The organism is Sunxiuqinia indica, assembly GCF_009847015.1.
GTDB classification, from domain to species: domain Bacteria; phylum Bacteroidota; class Bacteroidia; order Bacteroidales; family Prolixibacteraceae; genus Sunxiuqinia; species Sunxiuqinia indica.
Genome location: NZ_WVEM01000003.1, coordinates 119,169 through 136,136, shown reverse-complemented (window position 1 = coordinate 136,136; position 16,968 = coordinate 119,169). Strand labels below are relative to the sequence as shown.

At 43.7% G+C, this 16,968-nt stretch carries 8 protein-coding genes; all 8 read right to left on the bottom strand.

Annotation, left to right across the window (positions count from 1 at the left end):
- Positions 1-147: 147 nt before the first annotated feature.
- Positions 148-2,031 (bottom strand): metallophosphoesterase family protein, encoded by a 1,884-nt coding sequence (locus GR929_RS05855; RefSeq protein ID WP_159518008.1) that lies wholly within the window; start codon positions 2,029-2,031, stop codon positions 148-150.
- Complete coding sequence (locus tag GR929_RS05850) at positions 2,032-5,028, bottom strand: glycosyl hydrolase 115 family protein (RefSeq protein ID WP_159518007.1); 2,997 nt, start codon at positions 5,026-5,028, stop codon at positions 2,032-2,034.
- 151 nt (positions 5,029-5,179) lie between these two features.
- On the bottom strand, positions 5,180-7,126 hold the full coding sequence (nagB, locus tag GR929_RS05845; RefSeq protein ID WP_159518006.1) for a glucosamine-6-phosphate deaminase: 1,947 nt from the start codon (positions 7,124-7,126) through the stop codon (positions 5,180-5,182).
- A gap of 93 nt (positions 7,127-7,219) precedes the next feature.
- The gene (locus tag GR929_RS05840) at positions 7,220-10,339 is read right to left on the bottom strand and encodes a glycoside hydrolase family 2 TIM barrel-domain containing protein (protein WP_159518005.1); all 3,120 of its coding nucleotides are present in this window, start codon (positions 10,337-10,339) and stop codon (positions 7,220-7,222) included.
- A gap of 89 nt (positions 10,340-10,428) precedes the next feature.
- On the bottom strand, positions 10,429-11,571 hold the full coding sequence (locus tag GR929_RS05835) for an acyltransferase family protein (protein ID WP_159518004.1): 1,143 nt from the start codon (positions 11,569-11,571) through the stop codon (positions 10,429-10,431).
- Positions 11,572-11,573: 2 nt separating this feature from the next.
- The gene (locus GR929_RS05830) at positions 11,574-13,808 is read right to left on the bottom strand and encodes an alpha-N-acetylglucosaminidase (RefSeq protein WP_159518003.1); all 2,235 of its coding nucleotides are present in this window, start codon (positions 13,806-13,808) and stop codon (positions 11,574-11,576) included.
- A gap of 26 nt (positions 13,809-13,834) precedes the next feature.
- A complete protein-coding gene (locus tag GR929_RS05825; protein ID WP_159518002.1) occupies positions 13,835-14,812 on the bottom strand; it encodes a family 43 glycosylhydrolase in 978 nt (325 codons plus the stop codon).
- A gap of 131 nt (positions 14,813-14,943) precedes the next feature.
- The gene (locus GR929_RS05820) at positions 14,944-16,968 is read right to left on the bottom strand and encodes a glycoside hydrolase family 2 protein (protein ID WP_159518001.1); all 2,025 of its coding nucleotides are present in this window, start codon (positions 16,966-16,968) and stop codon (positions 14,944-14,946) included.

The following is a 16,968-nucleotide window of genomic DNA, read 5'->3' as shown; positions in this document are numbered from 1 at the left end:
GTTGTATAGCTATTAAACAAATGTACTAAATACTTTTATTAAGATACCCCAGCTGATTCTATTAGACAAAAAACTGGTGCAAAGCACAAAGACCCTCTGAAAGAAAACCAGAGCTATCCAGTTCAGTAGTAACGGAAGCTGGGTTAGCTATTCTTGTGGTGTTTGATAGCCCCGAACACGGTCCCTGCAGCTCATCATATCGATAAAAAAATGATCGGCAGGAGCACCGTTCAGAAAATGCTCAAAAATGTTGGCCAAGCCCTTTAGCTTCCCAAGGTGTGTTTCCGCATTTGCCTTGGGCTGCACTTGATTAAGCAGATCGAAGAATTGCTGATACTGTTCCACTCGCTCCTCCCCGATATCGGGAAGCGCTAACTTATCGGCACTTCGTAACCGGTAAAAATCGTAGATCAGGTTGAAGCCTGTCCAGTCTCCTATTTCTATGATTGTGTCAGCCTCAAGCGTCTCGCTGTTTTTGAATACAAATTCAAGCATTTCCTTTCCTGTTGAGTTTAGAATAAACTCCCGGAGGTCTTTCGGCCAATCATTCGGAAGAAAACGTAAGCGCACCAGTTCTTTTAAATGCCAGGCCGTATAATCATGGTAGCTGTTTGTCGTCAAAATGTTGCGATCCCAAATCGAAGGACTCTTCAAACTATCCAAATAAGCGTATTCGCGTTCGTATAAAGGAAACAGTTCCCTGAACCGAGGAACGGAATCCAGCTTTATTGTTTCAACCTCCATTCGCTGATTATCGTGAATGGTAAGTAGCTTATACGCCGGAATGTAAGCCGCCAATGACGGAATCTGAACATTAATCAGAAATTTTCCATCGCTGTAGTTTCGAATCCCGGTATCATTAATGTGCATGTGTCCACCAAAATGTAGTTTAATCCCTGCCTCTGCAAAAGCGCGCGCCACCTCTTCAGTCGGCACCCGATGGAGATCCATGTTATGCTCGCCTAACAATTCACGAATCTCGGGGCTCGCGTCGTCATAAAACTCCACCATCGGGAAATGACTAAAAGCAATCAACGTTTTACCACGCTCTTCAGCCTCCTGACAAACCTGTTTCACCCAATCCAACAAATGCTTTTTGTGCGTCAGCACCTGATTGTAACCAATGCTTGCTCCTTCATAATTTTCTGGATTAGATCGATCTGTTACCGCCTCATCCTTGGGAAGGTATACATTGCCATCAATTGCCAGTAGCCAAAGTCCCTCAACCGGTTCCACTAAATAGCTAACATCAGGCAATAAATAATTGGTGGGTGGAATCGGATACTGTCGCTTGTCCAATCGAGCTTCCTTCTCAGCTTGGTCGAAGGAGTAGTCTTCGTAATTGTAGTTTGAAAAAGGCGACTCCCAATACACATCGCCGGGTGTGGGAAAGAAACCAAAATCCCCCATTTCATCCATTATTTCGGCATAGCCCATTTTGTGAATGTCGTTTGTTATAACAACCGGATTCTCATTCGAGCTTTGAGGCGTGTACACTCCCTGTTTGCTCATTAATACCTGCGCTTTTCCTCCGGCACCCAAATAATCTGTTTTGCCGGCATCCATCGCAAAAGGACGGACCGGATCGTGATTGCCGGTTATAGCGATAAACTGTAAACTGTATTTCGCTTCATATTCACGAAGAATTTCCCTCATTCCCCGAATATTTAGTGGTTGCCCATCGTCGCTAAAATCACCGGGCAGCACAACATATTTTACACCGCGCTTCACCACATCATCCAAGGCAGCTAAAAAAGCAAAATAGTTTTCGTTGAATAACCGGGTTGAACGCAACTGAGCCTCCATGGTACGTCCCAGCACATAACGGCCATTGCCGGGATTCGCCACACCCTTATAATCGCTATCGGAAAGTGTGCCGTAAAGATTTTGCAAATGCACATCTGCCATAAACGCTATTTGTAAATTCTTTAAAGGCTCGGGTGCCCTGTTTGTGCAAGCTGTAATTGAGAATAGCAGCATGACCAATGCCATGCTGCTATTTCTACAAACCTTGTTTTTTATTTTTTTCATTTATTTTTTTCGCGTTTCGGGTGGAAAGGCGTAACTGCTTTTCCATCCCCCCAAATCGATTAAAATTTCGTCAATCATCACGCCGGGATCAACCATCCAGACTTTTAGTTTGTGTTTGCCGGGCTCAGAAATCATTTGTTTAGCAGATTTCACGGCCGCATTTTTCAACACGTTTTGTTTCCACTCATTGCTGCGGCCAACAGTTTTAAAATTGATAACCACCGGTTCGGCATCATCGATTGCAACGGCACAACGCACGCTGCTACCTTCGAAAAACGGATGCGTAGGCACAGCCTGCACCCGAACATTAGTCTCACCAAAATTAAAGGTGAAGAAATCGTACTCCAGCATCGGACTTTGTGCCTTTATTGTCGCCGGATCAATAAGTGGTTCGGTATTGTAGGGTAATGCAACAACAACACTTCCAGAGTACCCGAGTCCATCGAACACTTCCCATGCGGCATCTTTTCCAGCCTTGAACGATGATGGATTCTCAGCATCAATCGACACATAACCATTCCCCTCAATAAAACCCTCATAATCTTCTAGTTCCTCAAGCTTCGGGTTGAAGGTTGAAACGCCGATGGTAATTGTCGTGTCCGCCGAAGTAAACTCAATTGAGCCGTTCACTTTGTAAGCTGGCGGAATCAGTTGATAATCATGCCCCAGAGGCGGCTCTTTGGTATTTTTGCCTTGCGGTACTTTGTCCCAATCAATACTCACCCAAAGTCTTTGCTCCGCCTGCCCGCTTTGATCATCAAGCGTTCCGCTCGTCGACGATATGCGAATCCAATCAGCCTTTGGTTTTGCGGTCCACTCAATTTCACCTTTGCCCTTCAGATAAACATCAACAAAAGTGGAATCTTTTAGGTAAGCGTTAAGCACCGGCAACACATCGGAATAGGCGTTCGGAATACTCGAGTTCACCTCCATTTCATAGCCCTCCACTAACAATCCAAGCCCCACCAAGCTATCTTCGGACGGCAATGCGTATGATGGTTTTGAAAACACCGGCAGATTGCGAGGCGACATACTCATCATGTTTTTCCACTTCCCATCCTGTAGTTTATTGAAATAGGCTGTTTCCTTTTGTATTTGCTCATAAGCTTCTTTCGAACGCTCAGCAAAATCTAGCGCACTGGTTCGCCCCTGACGAGCTGCCAGCTCGTTTTTATAATGATACAGCCATTTTTGGTTCATCAACGAAGCTCCGGTTAGCGGATAATAGACCAACTCGAAGAACGCGTCTTTTTGTGTCGAAGGAATAACTTCATTTAATCGCTTAACTTCATCTGCAATGTTCTCCCACGCCTGCAATCGTTTGGTCAACTCATCGCCATACCGAATCTGAGTCAACTCCGTTTTCTGTGGTTTTGTTGTTGGCTCAGTCTGGCTCCAGGCCATAAACTCAGGTCGACGCATGAAGGACAAATGATAATATTCAAGCATCAAATCAGTGAGCTGAGCTGAATGATCAGGCCCAAATTTATCCGACAGCCATTGACTTAAGTGAGGTTTTACCGCCTGACTTGAAGGAAACTTCTCGATATCCCAAGCCATATCCATAAACAGTTCAATATTGTATTCCAAGGGTTTAATATCGCCACAATTCAGAATCCACATATCGTGGCAGTTGAACTGATAGGCTTTGTACATTTCTTCCCAAATCAGCATCGGACTTGTTGAGCTCAACCACAGGTAATCGTGCGGCCGTCCCCAGTACGATGCGTGATAATAGATACCACCTCCCCCGGGGCGCTTTTGCTCTTCCGGCGTACTCAGCTGGCGAATGTATCCATAGTTGTCATCCGTCCACATCAGCGTAACATCCTCAGGAACTTCCAGTCCATTTTGGTAATAATCCAGTACTTCTTTATAAGGAATAAAAGCCTGCGGAATATTTTTCGGATTCTTGCCTTTTTCTCTTGCTAAAATTTCCCGCTGATCGGCAATCACCTTTTCAAGCAAGTTAATCTGATCGGCCTTGGTCAAATCTTTGGCATTCATGGGCGAGTCATGCTCTCCACGCATCCCAATGGTATATATACTTTCAAAGTCAGAAGTGGCTTTTGTCCGCTGTTCAAACAACTCCCGAATTGTTTCATCATTATTGTCGTAGCGCCACTCGCCCATGGTCTTATGATCCCATTCGGCATTGATGTTGCACAGCATTGGTTCACAGTGCGAAGTGCCAACCACAATCGCATAATCGTCGGCTGTTTGTGCATTGCCGTCAATCGTATAGAAAGCTTTGGTGCAGCCGTGCATAGCAGGCCAAATGGTGTTCGCCCGAAGACGCAGCATCAGTTCAAAAATCTTAGCATAGGTTTTGGGGCCAATATCTCCGGTTTCCGGTTCAAAAGTCTTCGCAGCCCATGGTTGAAGCCCCCAATCTTCGTCATTCAAAAACAAGCCACGGTACTTCACTGACGGTGAACCATATGTTTCATTATCAATTTGAAGTGTAATTTGATCCTGTTTCGGAGTCGGAACATCGGCCCACCATTCCCAAGCTGAAACGCCCATCATGCGGGAAAGTTCTAAAATACCGTAAGCTGTTGCCCTGCGGTCGCTGCCAACAATAACCAGCGCTCTTTCCACGTCTTGAAAAGGTGTTGTGATAACCTGCATCGACCAACTCTCCCATTTTCCCTGAATGGCAGAAACGTCTATTTTCCTTTCCGCAATCAGTTGATCGATCCATGTATTGTTACCAATTGTTCCGGCAATAATAAACTGACTACCCTTTGTCGGAAGGGCAGTTAAAGTTGTTGGTTTTTGCCCTGAAACAGCCTTAACATCCCCTGCAAAAAGTTTTGCAGCTATTGAAACAACGTGGGGTTCATCCACTGAAACAATAATTGGAGTAGCTTCTTTCTTTTCCACAATTGGGAAAGAACTAGTCTTTTCTTTTTTACTTGCTCGAACATTCAAATTAAAAAGAACTAACACACTCAAAAGTAACAGTAAACAGATATTTGACGTTGGGTTTTTCATCTTTCGTTTCTTTATTTTGGGGCTGAAAAATAGTCAAACTTTAGTTATAACTAAAAGTTTAATTAAATGCAGCTGGTTATTTCCTCTTATAGCGAATAAATAGAGGCCCCACAACGAATTGCGCAATGAGACCTTATCGATGCAAAAAAATTTATTTCAAAAATGATTCTTCATCATCGAAGGGGTAACGAACGAAAGCCTCAATGGCCTCGTATTCCGTCAATCCCAATTGGTCATAAATTTTGGCTGTCGTACGGTTACGATCTTCGGCCCGTTGCCAAAACTCTCTTTTATCTTCACCGGGGAAAACAGGTTCATCTTTTTGCGACTGGTGCTTAAAAATTGCCTTGCGTTTACGGAACAATTCATCCGGACTAATTGGAACAGCCATTTCGATGTCTTCCACATTCCATTCCTGCCAGGCACCACGATACAACCAGACGTAGCAGTCGTCCAGCCATTTGTCTCCCTCTGTGCGCATTTGGCGAATGGCCTCGAAAATGATTTGCAAACAAACTTCGTGTGTTCCGTGCGGGTCTTGCAAATCACCGGCTGCAAAAATCTGGTGCGGTTGGATTTCGCGCAGCAAATCAATCACGATGCTCAGATCTGCATCAGTCGGCACGCTTTTTTCCACCTGTCCGGTTTCGTAAAACGGCAAGTCGAGAAAGTGAACATTTTCATCTTTCACACCACTGTAACGACATCCGGCTGCGGCTTCTCCACGACGAATCAGTCCTTTTACTGCTTTTAGAAATGGGGTGTCAATCTGCCCCGGCTTTTTATTCTTTACGAAGTTGACCAGATCTTCATTCGATTTGACCAGGTCCGGACAATCCAATTTTTGATTGTTCATGAGGTCAACAACAAACTGAGAAAAACGAATAGCGTCATCATCAAATACAGCAATGTTACCTGAGGTTTGGTAAGCCACATGAACATCATGTCCCTGATCGGCCAAACGAATCAGAGTTCCCCCCATCGAAATCACGTCATCATCGGGGTGCGGGCTGAAAACGATCGAACGCTTCACAATGGGCTCGGGACGTTCTGGCCGGGTTTTCTCGTAAGCTCCGGGCTTTCCTCCCGGCCATCCGGTAATGGTATCACGCAGCTGTCCAAAAATCTTGATATTCAAATCGTAGGCACCACCATATTCAACCAACAAATCGCGCAATCCGGCTTTTTTATAATCTTCATCAGTCAATTTAAGAATTGGTTTATTTGCTCTTTGGCTCAACCAAATCACTGCTCGTTTTTTCATTTTCGGAGTCCAGTCGACCACCCCTACCAACCACGGAGCCTTATTACGGGTAAAAGCATCTGTCGCCGATTCATCCAAATAAACCATTACATTTTTATGGCGTTGAAGGAACGAAGCTGGCACATCTGTCGTTACGGGTCCTTCGATCATCTCTTTTAGAATCGGCGATTTCGATTTTCCCCAGGCAGCCAGAATAATGCGACGTGCACTCAAAATAGTGCCGACACCCATTGTAATGGCACGATGTGGAACATGTTGCTCATCCCCAAAATCTTTAATTGCATCGGTGATCGTAATTTGGTCCAGTTTGACCAAGCGGGTCGTTGAATTCACAGTGGAGCCCGGTTCATTGAATCCAATATGCCCCGAGCGCCCAATTCCTAAAATTTGTATATCAATTCCTCCAACCTCTTCAATCTTTGCCTCATAGGCAGAACAAAACGCCGACACTTCTTCTATTTTCAGCGATCCGTCAGGGATGTAAACATTCTCCGGAAGAATGTCGATGTGGCTGAAAAGGTGGTTATGCATAAAATAAACGTAGCTTTTCTCACTTTCCGGTGATATTGAGAAATATTCGTCCAGATTAAAAGTGATCACGTTTTTGAAGCTTAAACCTTCCTCCTTATGTAGGCGAACCAACTCTCTGTAAATCAAAAGAGGAGATGAACCTGTTGCCAGCCCCAGAACTGCGAACTGCCCTTCGGCTTGCTTCCGTTTTATCAATTCAGCAACCTGGCCGGCAATAATCTTTGCTCCTGTCGGTTGATCTTCCACAATGGTAATCGGAAGTTTCTCAATGGTTTTCTCGATATAACTCAGACTATTATTCATGATTAAGAAATTAATTATCTTCTTTCACTATTTTACAATAAATGCACATGCAATATTTTTTAACCAATACACGCAATTTGGTTATTTTGTTACTTATTCAAACAGATGTGCTATCGGTGAAATAACAAAATCAAACTCATAGTTCTGGTAAGGCATCCGGTATTGTTTGAGTGGAAGTGCCCCCCAGCTAGTTACACACCCCAAGCCCATTTGCTTTTTATCGATACAAATAGTAACGAAATTACTTTGCTCTACTTCCGGAAAGTGTCGTTGATCTTTTTCGATACCATCATCCAGCGCATGAATGGTGTAGTTTAAGGCTGAAATCGAGTAAACATCATCCGACTTGAAGCAAAGTCCCGAGCGCGCTTCGTCTAACTGTGCCCACCAGCGAATGTCGGATTTGGTGCCAGTTTCCTGTGGACGGATGTAAGCGTAAGCTTGCTCATCAACGGTTTGACTGTACAAACCTATAAAGGCGGCATCTTTCCGGTCGATGTAGTTTTCGCCCGGCCCACGACCGTAGTATTTAATATGTGAATAGTTTTCAGGCATTTCCAGTTTCATACCAAAACGGAACATTTCCGAAATCTCGTCATTTTCGCCGGCTATCAGTTTCTGGTTTACTTTTACAGCTCCCTCGTTATTAATTTGATACGTCATTAGCAATTTCCCGTCTACTTCAGGCATGTTGTATTCTGCCTTCACTTCGGCTAAGCCTTCCGCAGTCATTGCCGCATCAATCGATTTCAACTCAATTTTAGGTTTTTTCCAAACCGCATATTTCAGCTGTAACTTGGCACCGAAGTCATTATCGGTCGGAGCCCGCCAAAAGTTCGGTTTCAATTCAGAACCATCCTCAAATACAAATTTTCCATTAACGTTATAGCGACACAGGTAGCCTGATTTCCGGCTAAAGTCTACTTGAAAATTTTCACCCTTAACCAACAAGTAATTCGTATCATTTTCAATAATTGTTGGCACATCCACCTGCTGGTTAGCCCTAATTTTATTGGTGAGTTCAAGTGGTTTAAATGTCCAATCCTTAACGGCCAATTGTTGACGAGCCAAGGTATAGCCTGCCGAAACGAGCTGTTCTGCAGCTTTCAATTTGTAGACTACATTTACAAACACCTCGTTTGCCTGAAGATCGCCCCGCAATTTAACGCCAAGGTCAACTTTAGTTTTTTGCTGTGGCTTAACATTTAAATCATCGACAATACCGGTTTGTAAAATTTTGCCGTCGGCCACCAATTCCCACTGGAGGTAGAAATTTGAAAGATCACGAAAAAAGTATTCATTGGACACTTCAACCTGCCCGTTTTTCAGGTCAAGTGGAGTGGTCCAGATCGACTGATAATAATAACCGACTTCGTAGTAATGTGGATTTGGTTTGCGATCGGGACTAATTAATCCGTTGTCGAGGAAGTTATTGTCGGTGGCATCATAAGGGTTGAAATCGCCGCCATATGCATAAATCAACTGGGCATCTTCATTTTCCCAATGGATTGACTGATCTACAAAATCCCAAATAAAACCTCCCTGATAGAGGGGATATTTGCGGATCAAATCCCAATATTCTTTAAATCCGCCTTCGGAATTACCCATGGCATGGGCATATTCGCATTGAATTAGTGGTTTCTTTTTATCTGACTGTCCATACTTTTCGCTGCTCTCGTAGCCATAATACATGGGACAAAAAATATCAGTATAGTCATTTTGTCCTGCTCCTTCGTATTGAACCGGGCGCGATTGATCGTACCCCTTAATCCATTTATAGGTAGCTTCAAAGTTTGATCCAAAGCCGGCCTCATTTCCCATCGACCATATAATTACTGAAGGATGGTTGTAGTTGCGCAATACGTTACGTTCGTTACGTTCCAAATGCGCCTTATCGAACAACGGATTCTTAGCCAGCGTTTCGTCACCATAACCCATGCCATGCGATTCCAGATTAGCTTCAGCTACCACATAAATTCCGTACTTGTCGCACAATTCATACCACAAGCTGTTATCGGGATAGTGGCAGGTGCGCACCGCATTTACATTGAATTTTTTCATCATTCTGATGTCTTGTTCCATGCGCTCGGGAGATACCACATAGCCACCATCAGGATCCAGTTCATGGCGGTTCACCCCTTTAATCAATATGGGTTGGCCATTCACACAAAGCTGACTATTCTTTATTTCTACTTTTCGGAAACCAACGTGTACCGGAATCACTTCTAATACTTTTCCTGATTTTTTAAGCGTTGCCATTATGCGATATAATGTTGGCGTTTCAGCGGTCCACTTTGCGGGGTTGGCAACTTCAATTTCGGTAGTCAACCAACCGGAGCCAGTCAGCTGTTTTTCGGCTACAACATTCCCCCTTGCATCTTTTAATTTTAACTCAACGTCAGCTTTTGCCGACAAATCAAGTTTAACCTGCAAAACTCCATCGGCGTAGTCATTTACTAAATCGGGGGTAACTTTTAAATCGCGGATGTAGGTTTTATTGCGGGCATACAAATAGCAGTCGCGACCAACGCCAGCGAAGCGCCAAAAATCCTGATCTTCCAGATAGGTGCCATCACACCAGCGAAAGGTTTGAAACGCCAGTAGGTTTCTACCCGGCTTCAGGTATTTAGTCAGATTAAATTCAGCCTCCAGTTTGCTGTCTTCGCTGTATCCAACAAATTTTCCGTTGACATACAAACTGATGTTAGAAGTTACCGAACCAAAATGAACAAAGATTTCTTTTCCATCCCAATTTGCCGGCAACTGTATTTCTTTGCGATAAGTTCCTACATGATTATTTTCTTCGGGAACAATTGGTGGGTTATTTTTGTACTGGTTGCGCCAGGCATAGCCGATATTCACATACAATGGATCGCCGTAGCCGTTCAACTCCCAAAGTCCGGGAACCGGCATGTCGTTCCAGCCTTTATCATTCAATTCAAGCTTATAAAAATCGGTTGGACGTTGCCAGGCGTGCTGCACCCAGTTGAATTTCCAACTGCCGTTAAGGCTCATAAAATTGGTTGAAACTTCCTTTATAGCTTCTGATGCGGCATCTTCTGACTCGTAAGCAAAAAATGCACTGTGCATGGGCGCACGGTTTACTTCATTGACCTTCGGATCTTGCCAATAGTTTTGGGCTTGAGTAACGAAGGCATTCATCATTAACATGATCAACAATAACTGGATTCTCTGCCTGCTTTTTATTCTCATGATTGTCTTTTATTATCAATTCTTCTTTTTACTACAGTTCTGCATATATCGCTTCTTAACACGATCCCGCAAAACCACCGGGCATCATATTATATTTTAATATAAATCCGTCTTTTATTTAGCCACCACCCCAGTGCCCAACATAGCATGACGTAAACAATTGCTGTTACAAAGGCTCCAAACGGCCCCGGAAATAGTTGTTGAAATATCTGTTCGCTCACCCACTCGAAAGCATCCTGATTGGCATTCACCGGAATCAGACGCAACGTCATGTAGAAAAGTTCGGAAAACAAATAGATGAAAAGCGGATTTTTGCCAAATACATCGAAGAACTTGACTCCAACCTTAACTTTTTTAAGTTCGATTAGATAAATCAAAACAGCCATAATTGACAAATCCAATCCGACAGTATAGAGCACAAACGGACTTGTCCACAATTTCTTTGATATAGGAAAAACCAGATCCCACCACAGTGCCAGCGAAGCCAGTAAGAATCCAACCATCAACAATTTGGCAATTCCCTCAAACGACTTTCCTTTCTTTTGAATGAAAACACCTGCCAGGTAGCCCCACAAAACATTGACTATAGCCGGCAATGTACTTAGAATACCTTCCGGGTCGAAGGGAATACTATCTTTCTTATAAATATGTCCGATACCTAAAATTGATAAATCGAACTTGCCGGCCGCGTTGCTGGCCATTTCCAATTGAGCTCCGGGCTCGCCAAATACATACAGAATTGCCCAGTAAGCCAGTAAAATCAGAACTGAAACAATAACCGTTGCTTTCTCAGACAAATACAAAACGATTACCGAAGCGAAGAAATAACACAGTGCAATGCGCTGCAAAACACCCATAATCCGAGTCTCCCCTATTGGCTTCAACATCAGCCCTCCATCATCGCCAAATTGAAAGAAAGGAAACCAGTACATCAGGTAGCCCAACAAAAAGATGATGACGGTACGTTTGATAATCTTTGTCCAAACATCTGACGGTGTTGCCAATCGCATCTTTTTCATCGAAAAGCTCATGGCATTACCCACCGCAAAAAGGAAAGAGGGAAATACAAGGTCGGCTAAGGTAAAACCAAACCACTGGGCGTGTGTCAGGTAAGGATAAAAATGGGCTCCTGTTCCGGGAGTGTTCACCACAATCATCAAAGCGATCGTTAATCCTCGAAATACATCGAGTGATAGAAAACGTTCCGCTTCTTTCTTAATTACTGTTACCATAACTAGTAGTTGTAATTGATGGTTGGTAAAGTTTCAGTAAGCGGCGCGATACGGTCGCGATATTTTTGATGCAACTCCTTAGCAACCTCTATTGAGCTACCTGTAGGTTGAATTGGAAAATCTTTTTGCGAAGTCACCCAGCTCCATTCCCATTGTTTTATTTCTTCATCAAAGGCTGCCTGATCAAAATTTTTCCAGTCGACATTCACTTCAGTAAAAAACTGCTCCCAACGCGGCTTATAAAAATCACTCAATAAACCACTCCATTGACGGTTGCTGTACTCGTGCAAACGGTTGTCAGCACCTCCCCAAAGGGTAATCAAGTCGCGAGCGTTTTGCTCGTATAAGACTTTTTCTTCTGGTGTTGTTCCCCAGCTGCGTGCATCGCTGATCCATGGGCCCAGCATAAAATCTTTACGGGTTGCCAGCAAACGATCCAGATCGTCAATCAACTCCAGGAACTCGGCGCTGTATTGCTGAAATTTCTGCTTGTCATTATTTTTGTAAGCCATTGCCATTTGCTGTTGTACCGGCAAGGCATAATTGGCTAAAACCTGGCGGCTAAGGTCGACCAAGTCATACTGGAAACCATCTGAAGTTCCAAACTCAGGAATCGCTTGAACAAACAAATCCCATGCTGGCAACAGATCTTCGGCTGCATAATTCAGCTTAGTGCGTGCCCATCGGCGGTAACCTTCAAAAGTTGGGCGGGAGACGATGATCGATTCAGCACCATCACGAATAACCTGTCCGTTGTATACGGTTTGCACCAAAATATCCCACGCTTTTTCCATATCAGAATTTTTGTCACCGTAACGATTGCTGATGTATTGTTTCAACCATTGTTGCAAATCGATTGGCGTATCGCGCCAGGTATTATCGGTCATCAACTCGTAAAGCACCGGCGTTTGCTCAATCGCTTCCATGGTCAAACCGATACCTTTCAACTGTCCTGAGTTGGGATCATTCAACGCTTCAGCAGGATGTTCTGCAACGTTTTCGATACGCCCGAACAGGCTAATATTACCTCCGAAATTGTGGAGCATACACCAGATCCATTCTTTTCCGTAAAAAGCCTCTGTGCGTTTCCAGACGGGTTCTATTTCTGCTGCCAAATCCAGAATGATCATCCGGTCGTCGGGAACAGCTCCCAGTAAACCCTTAATTTGTGGTGCCTTCCAGAATTCGCGATGACTGTAAAACAACCATCCCTGCATCACCCAAACCGCTTCGGGATCGACAGACTTCATCCCTTCGAAAACCTTACGACTTAGTTCCGAGAGGTATTCCGGGTCATCGGATGGTGGTTCGTTTTCATTAAACGTATCGGCAGAGTACAAGTGGTCGGTTCCGTAAATTTCCTGCTGTACCTCCAGGAACTTCTTCCCGATTTCGGCAAATAGCGGATCATTCGCATCCAAAATATAGGTATCAGCGAAATCATTGCCCCAGTTCGTTTGTTTTAAGTCTGCATCCGGGAAATACTTTTTGAAAGAAGCAGGAACGTGTCCGGTAAAAGCCGGCAAAACAGTTTTCATTCCCAGCTCGCGCTCGCGTTGCACAATTTTCTTTTGCAAATCGCGGTGACTCTCTTTCCAGCTTTTTGGTAGCGGGCCTCCCCAGCCATCGAGGTTACCCATCCAAAACCAGCCGAAATAAGCTGGCCCACTAAAAAACGGATCCAGATCTTCGTCAGTAAATCCATAGGAACGATATACCTCGTCCCAAATATATTCTTCACCGGTAATGGCTAAAGGCATATTAATGCCATGCAGCGCCATCCAGTCAATTTCCTTTTCCCAGCGCTCCCAATCCCACCAGCTCATGGTGTAATTGAAGGTGCAATAATTTAAATAATAACGATATTCATAAGGACTGTCTTTATGAACTTTCGTCGGCACTGTTGGTAATTCGTCCGGTAAATTCAGATTCGTTCCGTTCCAGGTAATCTGGCAATTTGCATATTCCTTCAGGTAATAATACAGAGCCGAAGCAACCGACACGCCATTGTTTCCGCGAAGCACTATTTTATCCCCTTTTGATTCCAACTCAAACCAATCGGCAGAATCGGACGGGAGGATTTCCACTTCAAATTTATCAGCCCGATCCGGAATAATTCGTTGGATCAAGTCAACTTCAGGACTGGATACCATTACCTCCGTCTTCTGTGTTTGACACGCAAAAATTAAAAAGCCGACTACTCCATATAAAAATGTCTTTCTTAAGCTTGCACTCATCTTTCTATGATTATAAAGTATTAAACTCAAAAGCTTTCAACTCCACCGGGCTGTACTTTCATCATGTTTTGGGTTGCATCAAAATTCAGGCTATCAACACACAACTGACGCAACACATATGCTGAATCCTGCGGGAAAATCCGGTGATATAAAATGTAATCCTGCCCTTCTTCATTAAACACAGAATGATGTCCCGGTCCGTAAATTGTACTGTCGGCGGAAGTTTTCAGGATCGGACTGTTTTCGCCGGTTTCAAAAGGTCCCAGTGGCGAATCACCAACAGCATATCCAATTTTGTAGGTCGCATCAATTGCTTTACCTGACGAATACATCAGGTAGTATCTCCCGAAGCGTTTAATCATGTACGGAGCCTCAAAATAGTCTGCTGGAGTAACGTCTACCGGTTCCTCCCGGAAAGAAATCATATCGGGATTCAACCTGGCTGCCATACAAACACCATTCACCCAATGAAACCCGGAACCCCAGTACAGGTATGGCTGACCATCATCATCAACAAAGCAATTCGCGTCGATATTATGCACCTCGGGAAAGTCAGCCGCGGCAATCATGGGCGATTGATCCTCCTTTGCATTTTGCCATGGGCCCAGCGGAGAATCACTCACACCAGCCCAAATTTCACTTCCAACCGATACATACATGTAATATTTCCTATCGGGCGCTTTACACACTGAAGGTGCCCAAACCATTGCATCGCTAGAACTCGTGCTGGTACAAGCATCCTTAGTTGGCCAGTTTAAATGATGCCGATCGAAGTTCAAAAAATCCGTTGTCGAAAACACGGCCAACTCTTCGCCGCCCCACGGATCGATTGTAGCATAAATGTAAAAGGTATCGCCTTCTTTAACAACGCAGGGATCGGCGAAATAGCCATCAAGAATTGGATTCGTGATTAACGGTTTATCGGCTTGTACTTTTTTCTTGCCTGAATTTGCGCAAGCAACCAATAAACTTATTATTATGATCGCTAAAATTCGTGTTTTCATATGATCTGTTTTTTAGGAATATTATTTCCTCAATTCATTGAGGCAGAAAAGCCGCTTCTCCTAAATGAAGTTGCGGCTTCCTGTTCCTATGTTAGTCTTTCCCCAAATTACAATAGCTTGATACTTATCTTTTAATACTCAATAACACAAAATCCACCGGGCCTCAATACCCTGAAAGAAAACTGAGCATTTACCTGTTTTAAATTGGTTGAGAAAGTGTCACCCGGATTTAATACAGGAAGTTCAATTTGCTGCAAGTCACCGTCTGAACTTCTGTACTCTAAACTGTATCCTCTTAACACATAAGACGGAATATCGTTTTTAATTGCGATTTCAATAACTGCAGTTGAATTGTCAACCCGCTCAACTTTGGTAATCTCAATGGGCGAAGCAATTTGTTTAAGAACGGAATAAGAAGGCTTCGGATTCAGGTAAACATCTGTAATGCCATGGCGGCGAATTTTATACTTTCCAAACCCTTCTTCGCCCATTTGTGTCCGGTAATCGCTTAAACAGAAATAAATGTATCCGATCGTAAAAGGTCTGCTTTTCCACTCTTTTATATGGAAAAGCATATCATCGATTCTTCTGGCATCTCCCCCGGTGATGGCGGGTTCACACAAACCATTTTCCGTGATCAACAAGGGACGCTTACCAATCGCCATTTTAACGGTGTCAAGCTTTCCTGGTAACTCGTTACGATCATTCCCATGCCAGGTGCCGATGTATTCGTTCCAGGTCGGCATATCCCCATACAAAGTCTCATCCTTTTCGCGTTTTTGCCAGATCCGGTTAGAAACAACTGTAACAAATCGTGTTGAATCCATCGCTTTAACGAAATCACGCAGTTCGATATATTGCTCTTTATCTGTATCACCATTGACCTCATTACTTATACCCCAGGAAAAAACAGAAGGATGGTTGTAGTGCGCTTCAACCATATCGCCTAATTGTTTCTTTGCTGTCTGCATCAACTCGGGTGTGAGCGCTGCCGGCTTTTGCCACCAGGGCAATTCCTCCTGAACCAGAATTCCGTATTGATCCATCAAACTCAGCATGTAGTCATCCTGCTGCCAGTGGAAACGCGTAATGCAAACATTCAGGTCTTTCATCGTTCGAACAATCGAGTCCATATAACTTTTCGGCTCGGCAATTCCGTAAACCGGACTGCTACCAGGCATATACTCAATTCCGGGTAAGCGGACTTCTTCTCCGTTCAGGAAAAGTTGCTCTCCTTTTATTTCAACTTTCTTAAAACCAAAAACAGAGGTTTCCTTATCTGTAATTTTTCCCTTGTCGATTACCGATGTTTCCAACTCATACAAGTTAGGCGAATCGAAATGCCAAGGCTTAACCTTGCCGACTACAATAGAAGTGACAAACTTTCCATTTTCAATTTTTAGCTCTTTCTCTTCGGATTGAACAATTTCACCGGTTGCTTTATCTTTTATCGCAAAAGTCAGTTTGATGCGCTTAACACCATCCTCCCAAAGTTTACATACTATTTGTGTTGTACCTGTACTGTCCTTCCAATTTAATTCGGGTGAAATATGAACATATCTCAACGACGGCTTTCCAGTTACTTCCAACGATACCGACCGGGTAATTCCACCATCGTTCACCCAATCGAATGACCGGGCGTAGGGTAAATTTGTTTCCGAAAACTCATTATTCACCGCTACAACGATTCTATTCTTCGTTCCCAAAACAACAAACTTCGAAACATCGATTGTGAAAGGTGTATAACCAGCGTTTATATTCTCGCCGGCTTTCCTGCCATTAATATAGATAAAAGCATCGTGATAAACCGCTCCGAATTTTATTCGGATATTCTTGCCTTTCCAGCCCTGCGGCACATCAATTTCCTTTTGATACCAAGCCCATCCGGCATAATCTTCGGTTCCATTCTCAATATTCCAGGTATGAGGTACAGTCACTGTGTGCGATAAGTTGGACGGAATTCCATTTACCCAGTTTTCGGCAATGCCTTTATTCAGCGAATCTGCCGCGAACTCCCACTCACCATCAAGCGAAAGGGTCTGACGGCCCTGTGCGGTTGTTGCCAACGACAAGCTAAATAGCAACACAAAAAATAAAACCTTTTTAACCAGCTCCCCCGAGAGGTATTTTGAGTCATCTATTATTATGTTTTTCAT

Excerpts from the sequence above, each read along its gene's own strand:
- GR929_RS05855 (WP_159518008.1), bottom strand. The coding sequence starts at position 2,031 with ATGAAAAAAATAAAAAACAAGGTTTGTAGAAATAGCAGCATGGCATTG.
- GR929_RS05850 (WP_159518007.1), bottom strand. The coding sequence starts at position 5,028 with ATGAAAAACCCAACGTCAAATATCTGTTTACTGTTACTTTTGAGTGTG.
- nagB (WP_159518006.1), bottom strand. The coding sequence starts at position 7,126 with ATGAATAATAGTCTGAGTTATATCGAGAAAACCATTGAGAAACTTCCG.
- GR929_RS05840 (WP_159518005.1), bottom strand. The coding sequence starts at position 10,339 with ATGAGAATAAAAAGCAGGCAGAGAATCCAGTTATTGTTGATCATGTTA.
- GR929_RS05835 (WP_159518004.1), bottom strand. The coding sequence starts at position 11,571 with ATGGTAACAGTAATTAAGAAAGAAGCGGAACGTTTTCTATCACTCGAT.
- GR929_RS05830 (WP_159518003.1), bottom strand. The coding sequence starts at position 13,808 with ATGAGTGCAAGCTTAAGAAAGACATTTTTATATGGAGTAGTCGGCTTT.
- GR929_RS05825 (WP_159518002.1), bottom strand. The coding sequence starts at position 14,812 with ATGAAAACACGAATTTTAGCGATCATAATAATAAGTTTATTGGTTGCT.
- GR929_RS05820 (WP_159518001.1), bottom strand. The coding sequence starts at position 16,968 with ATGAAAAACATAATAATAGATGACTCAAAATACCTCTCGGGGGAGCTG.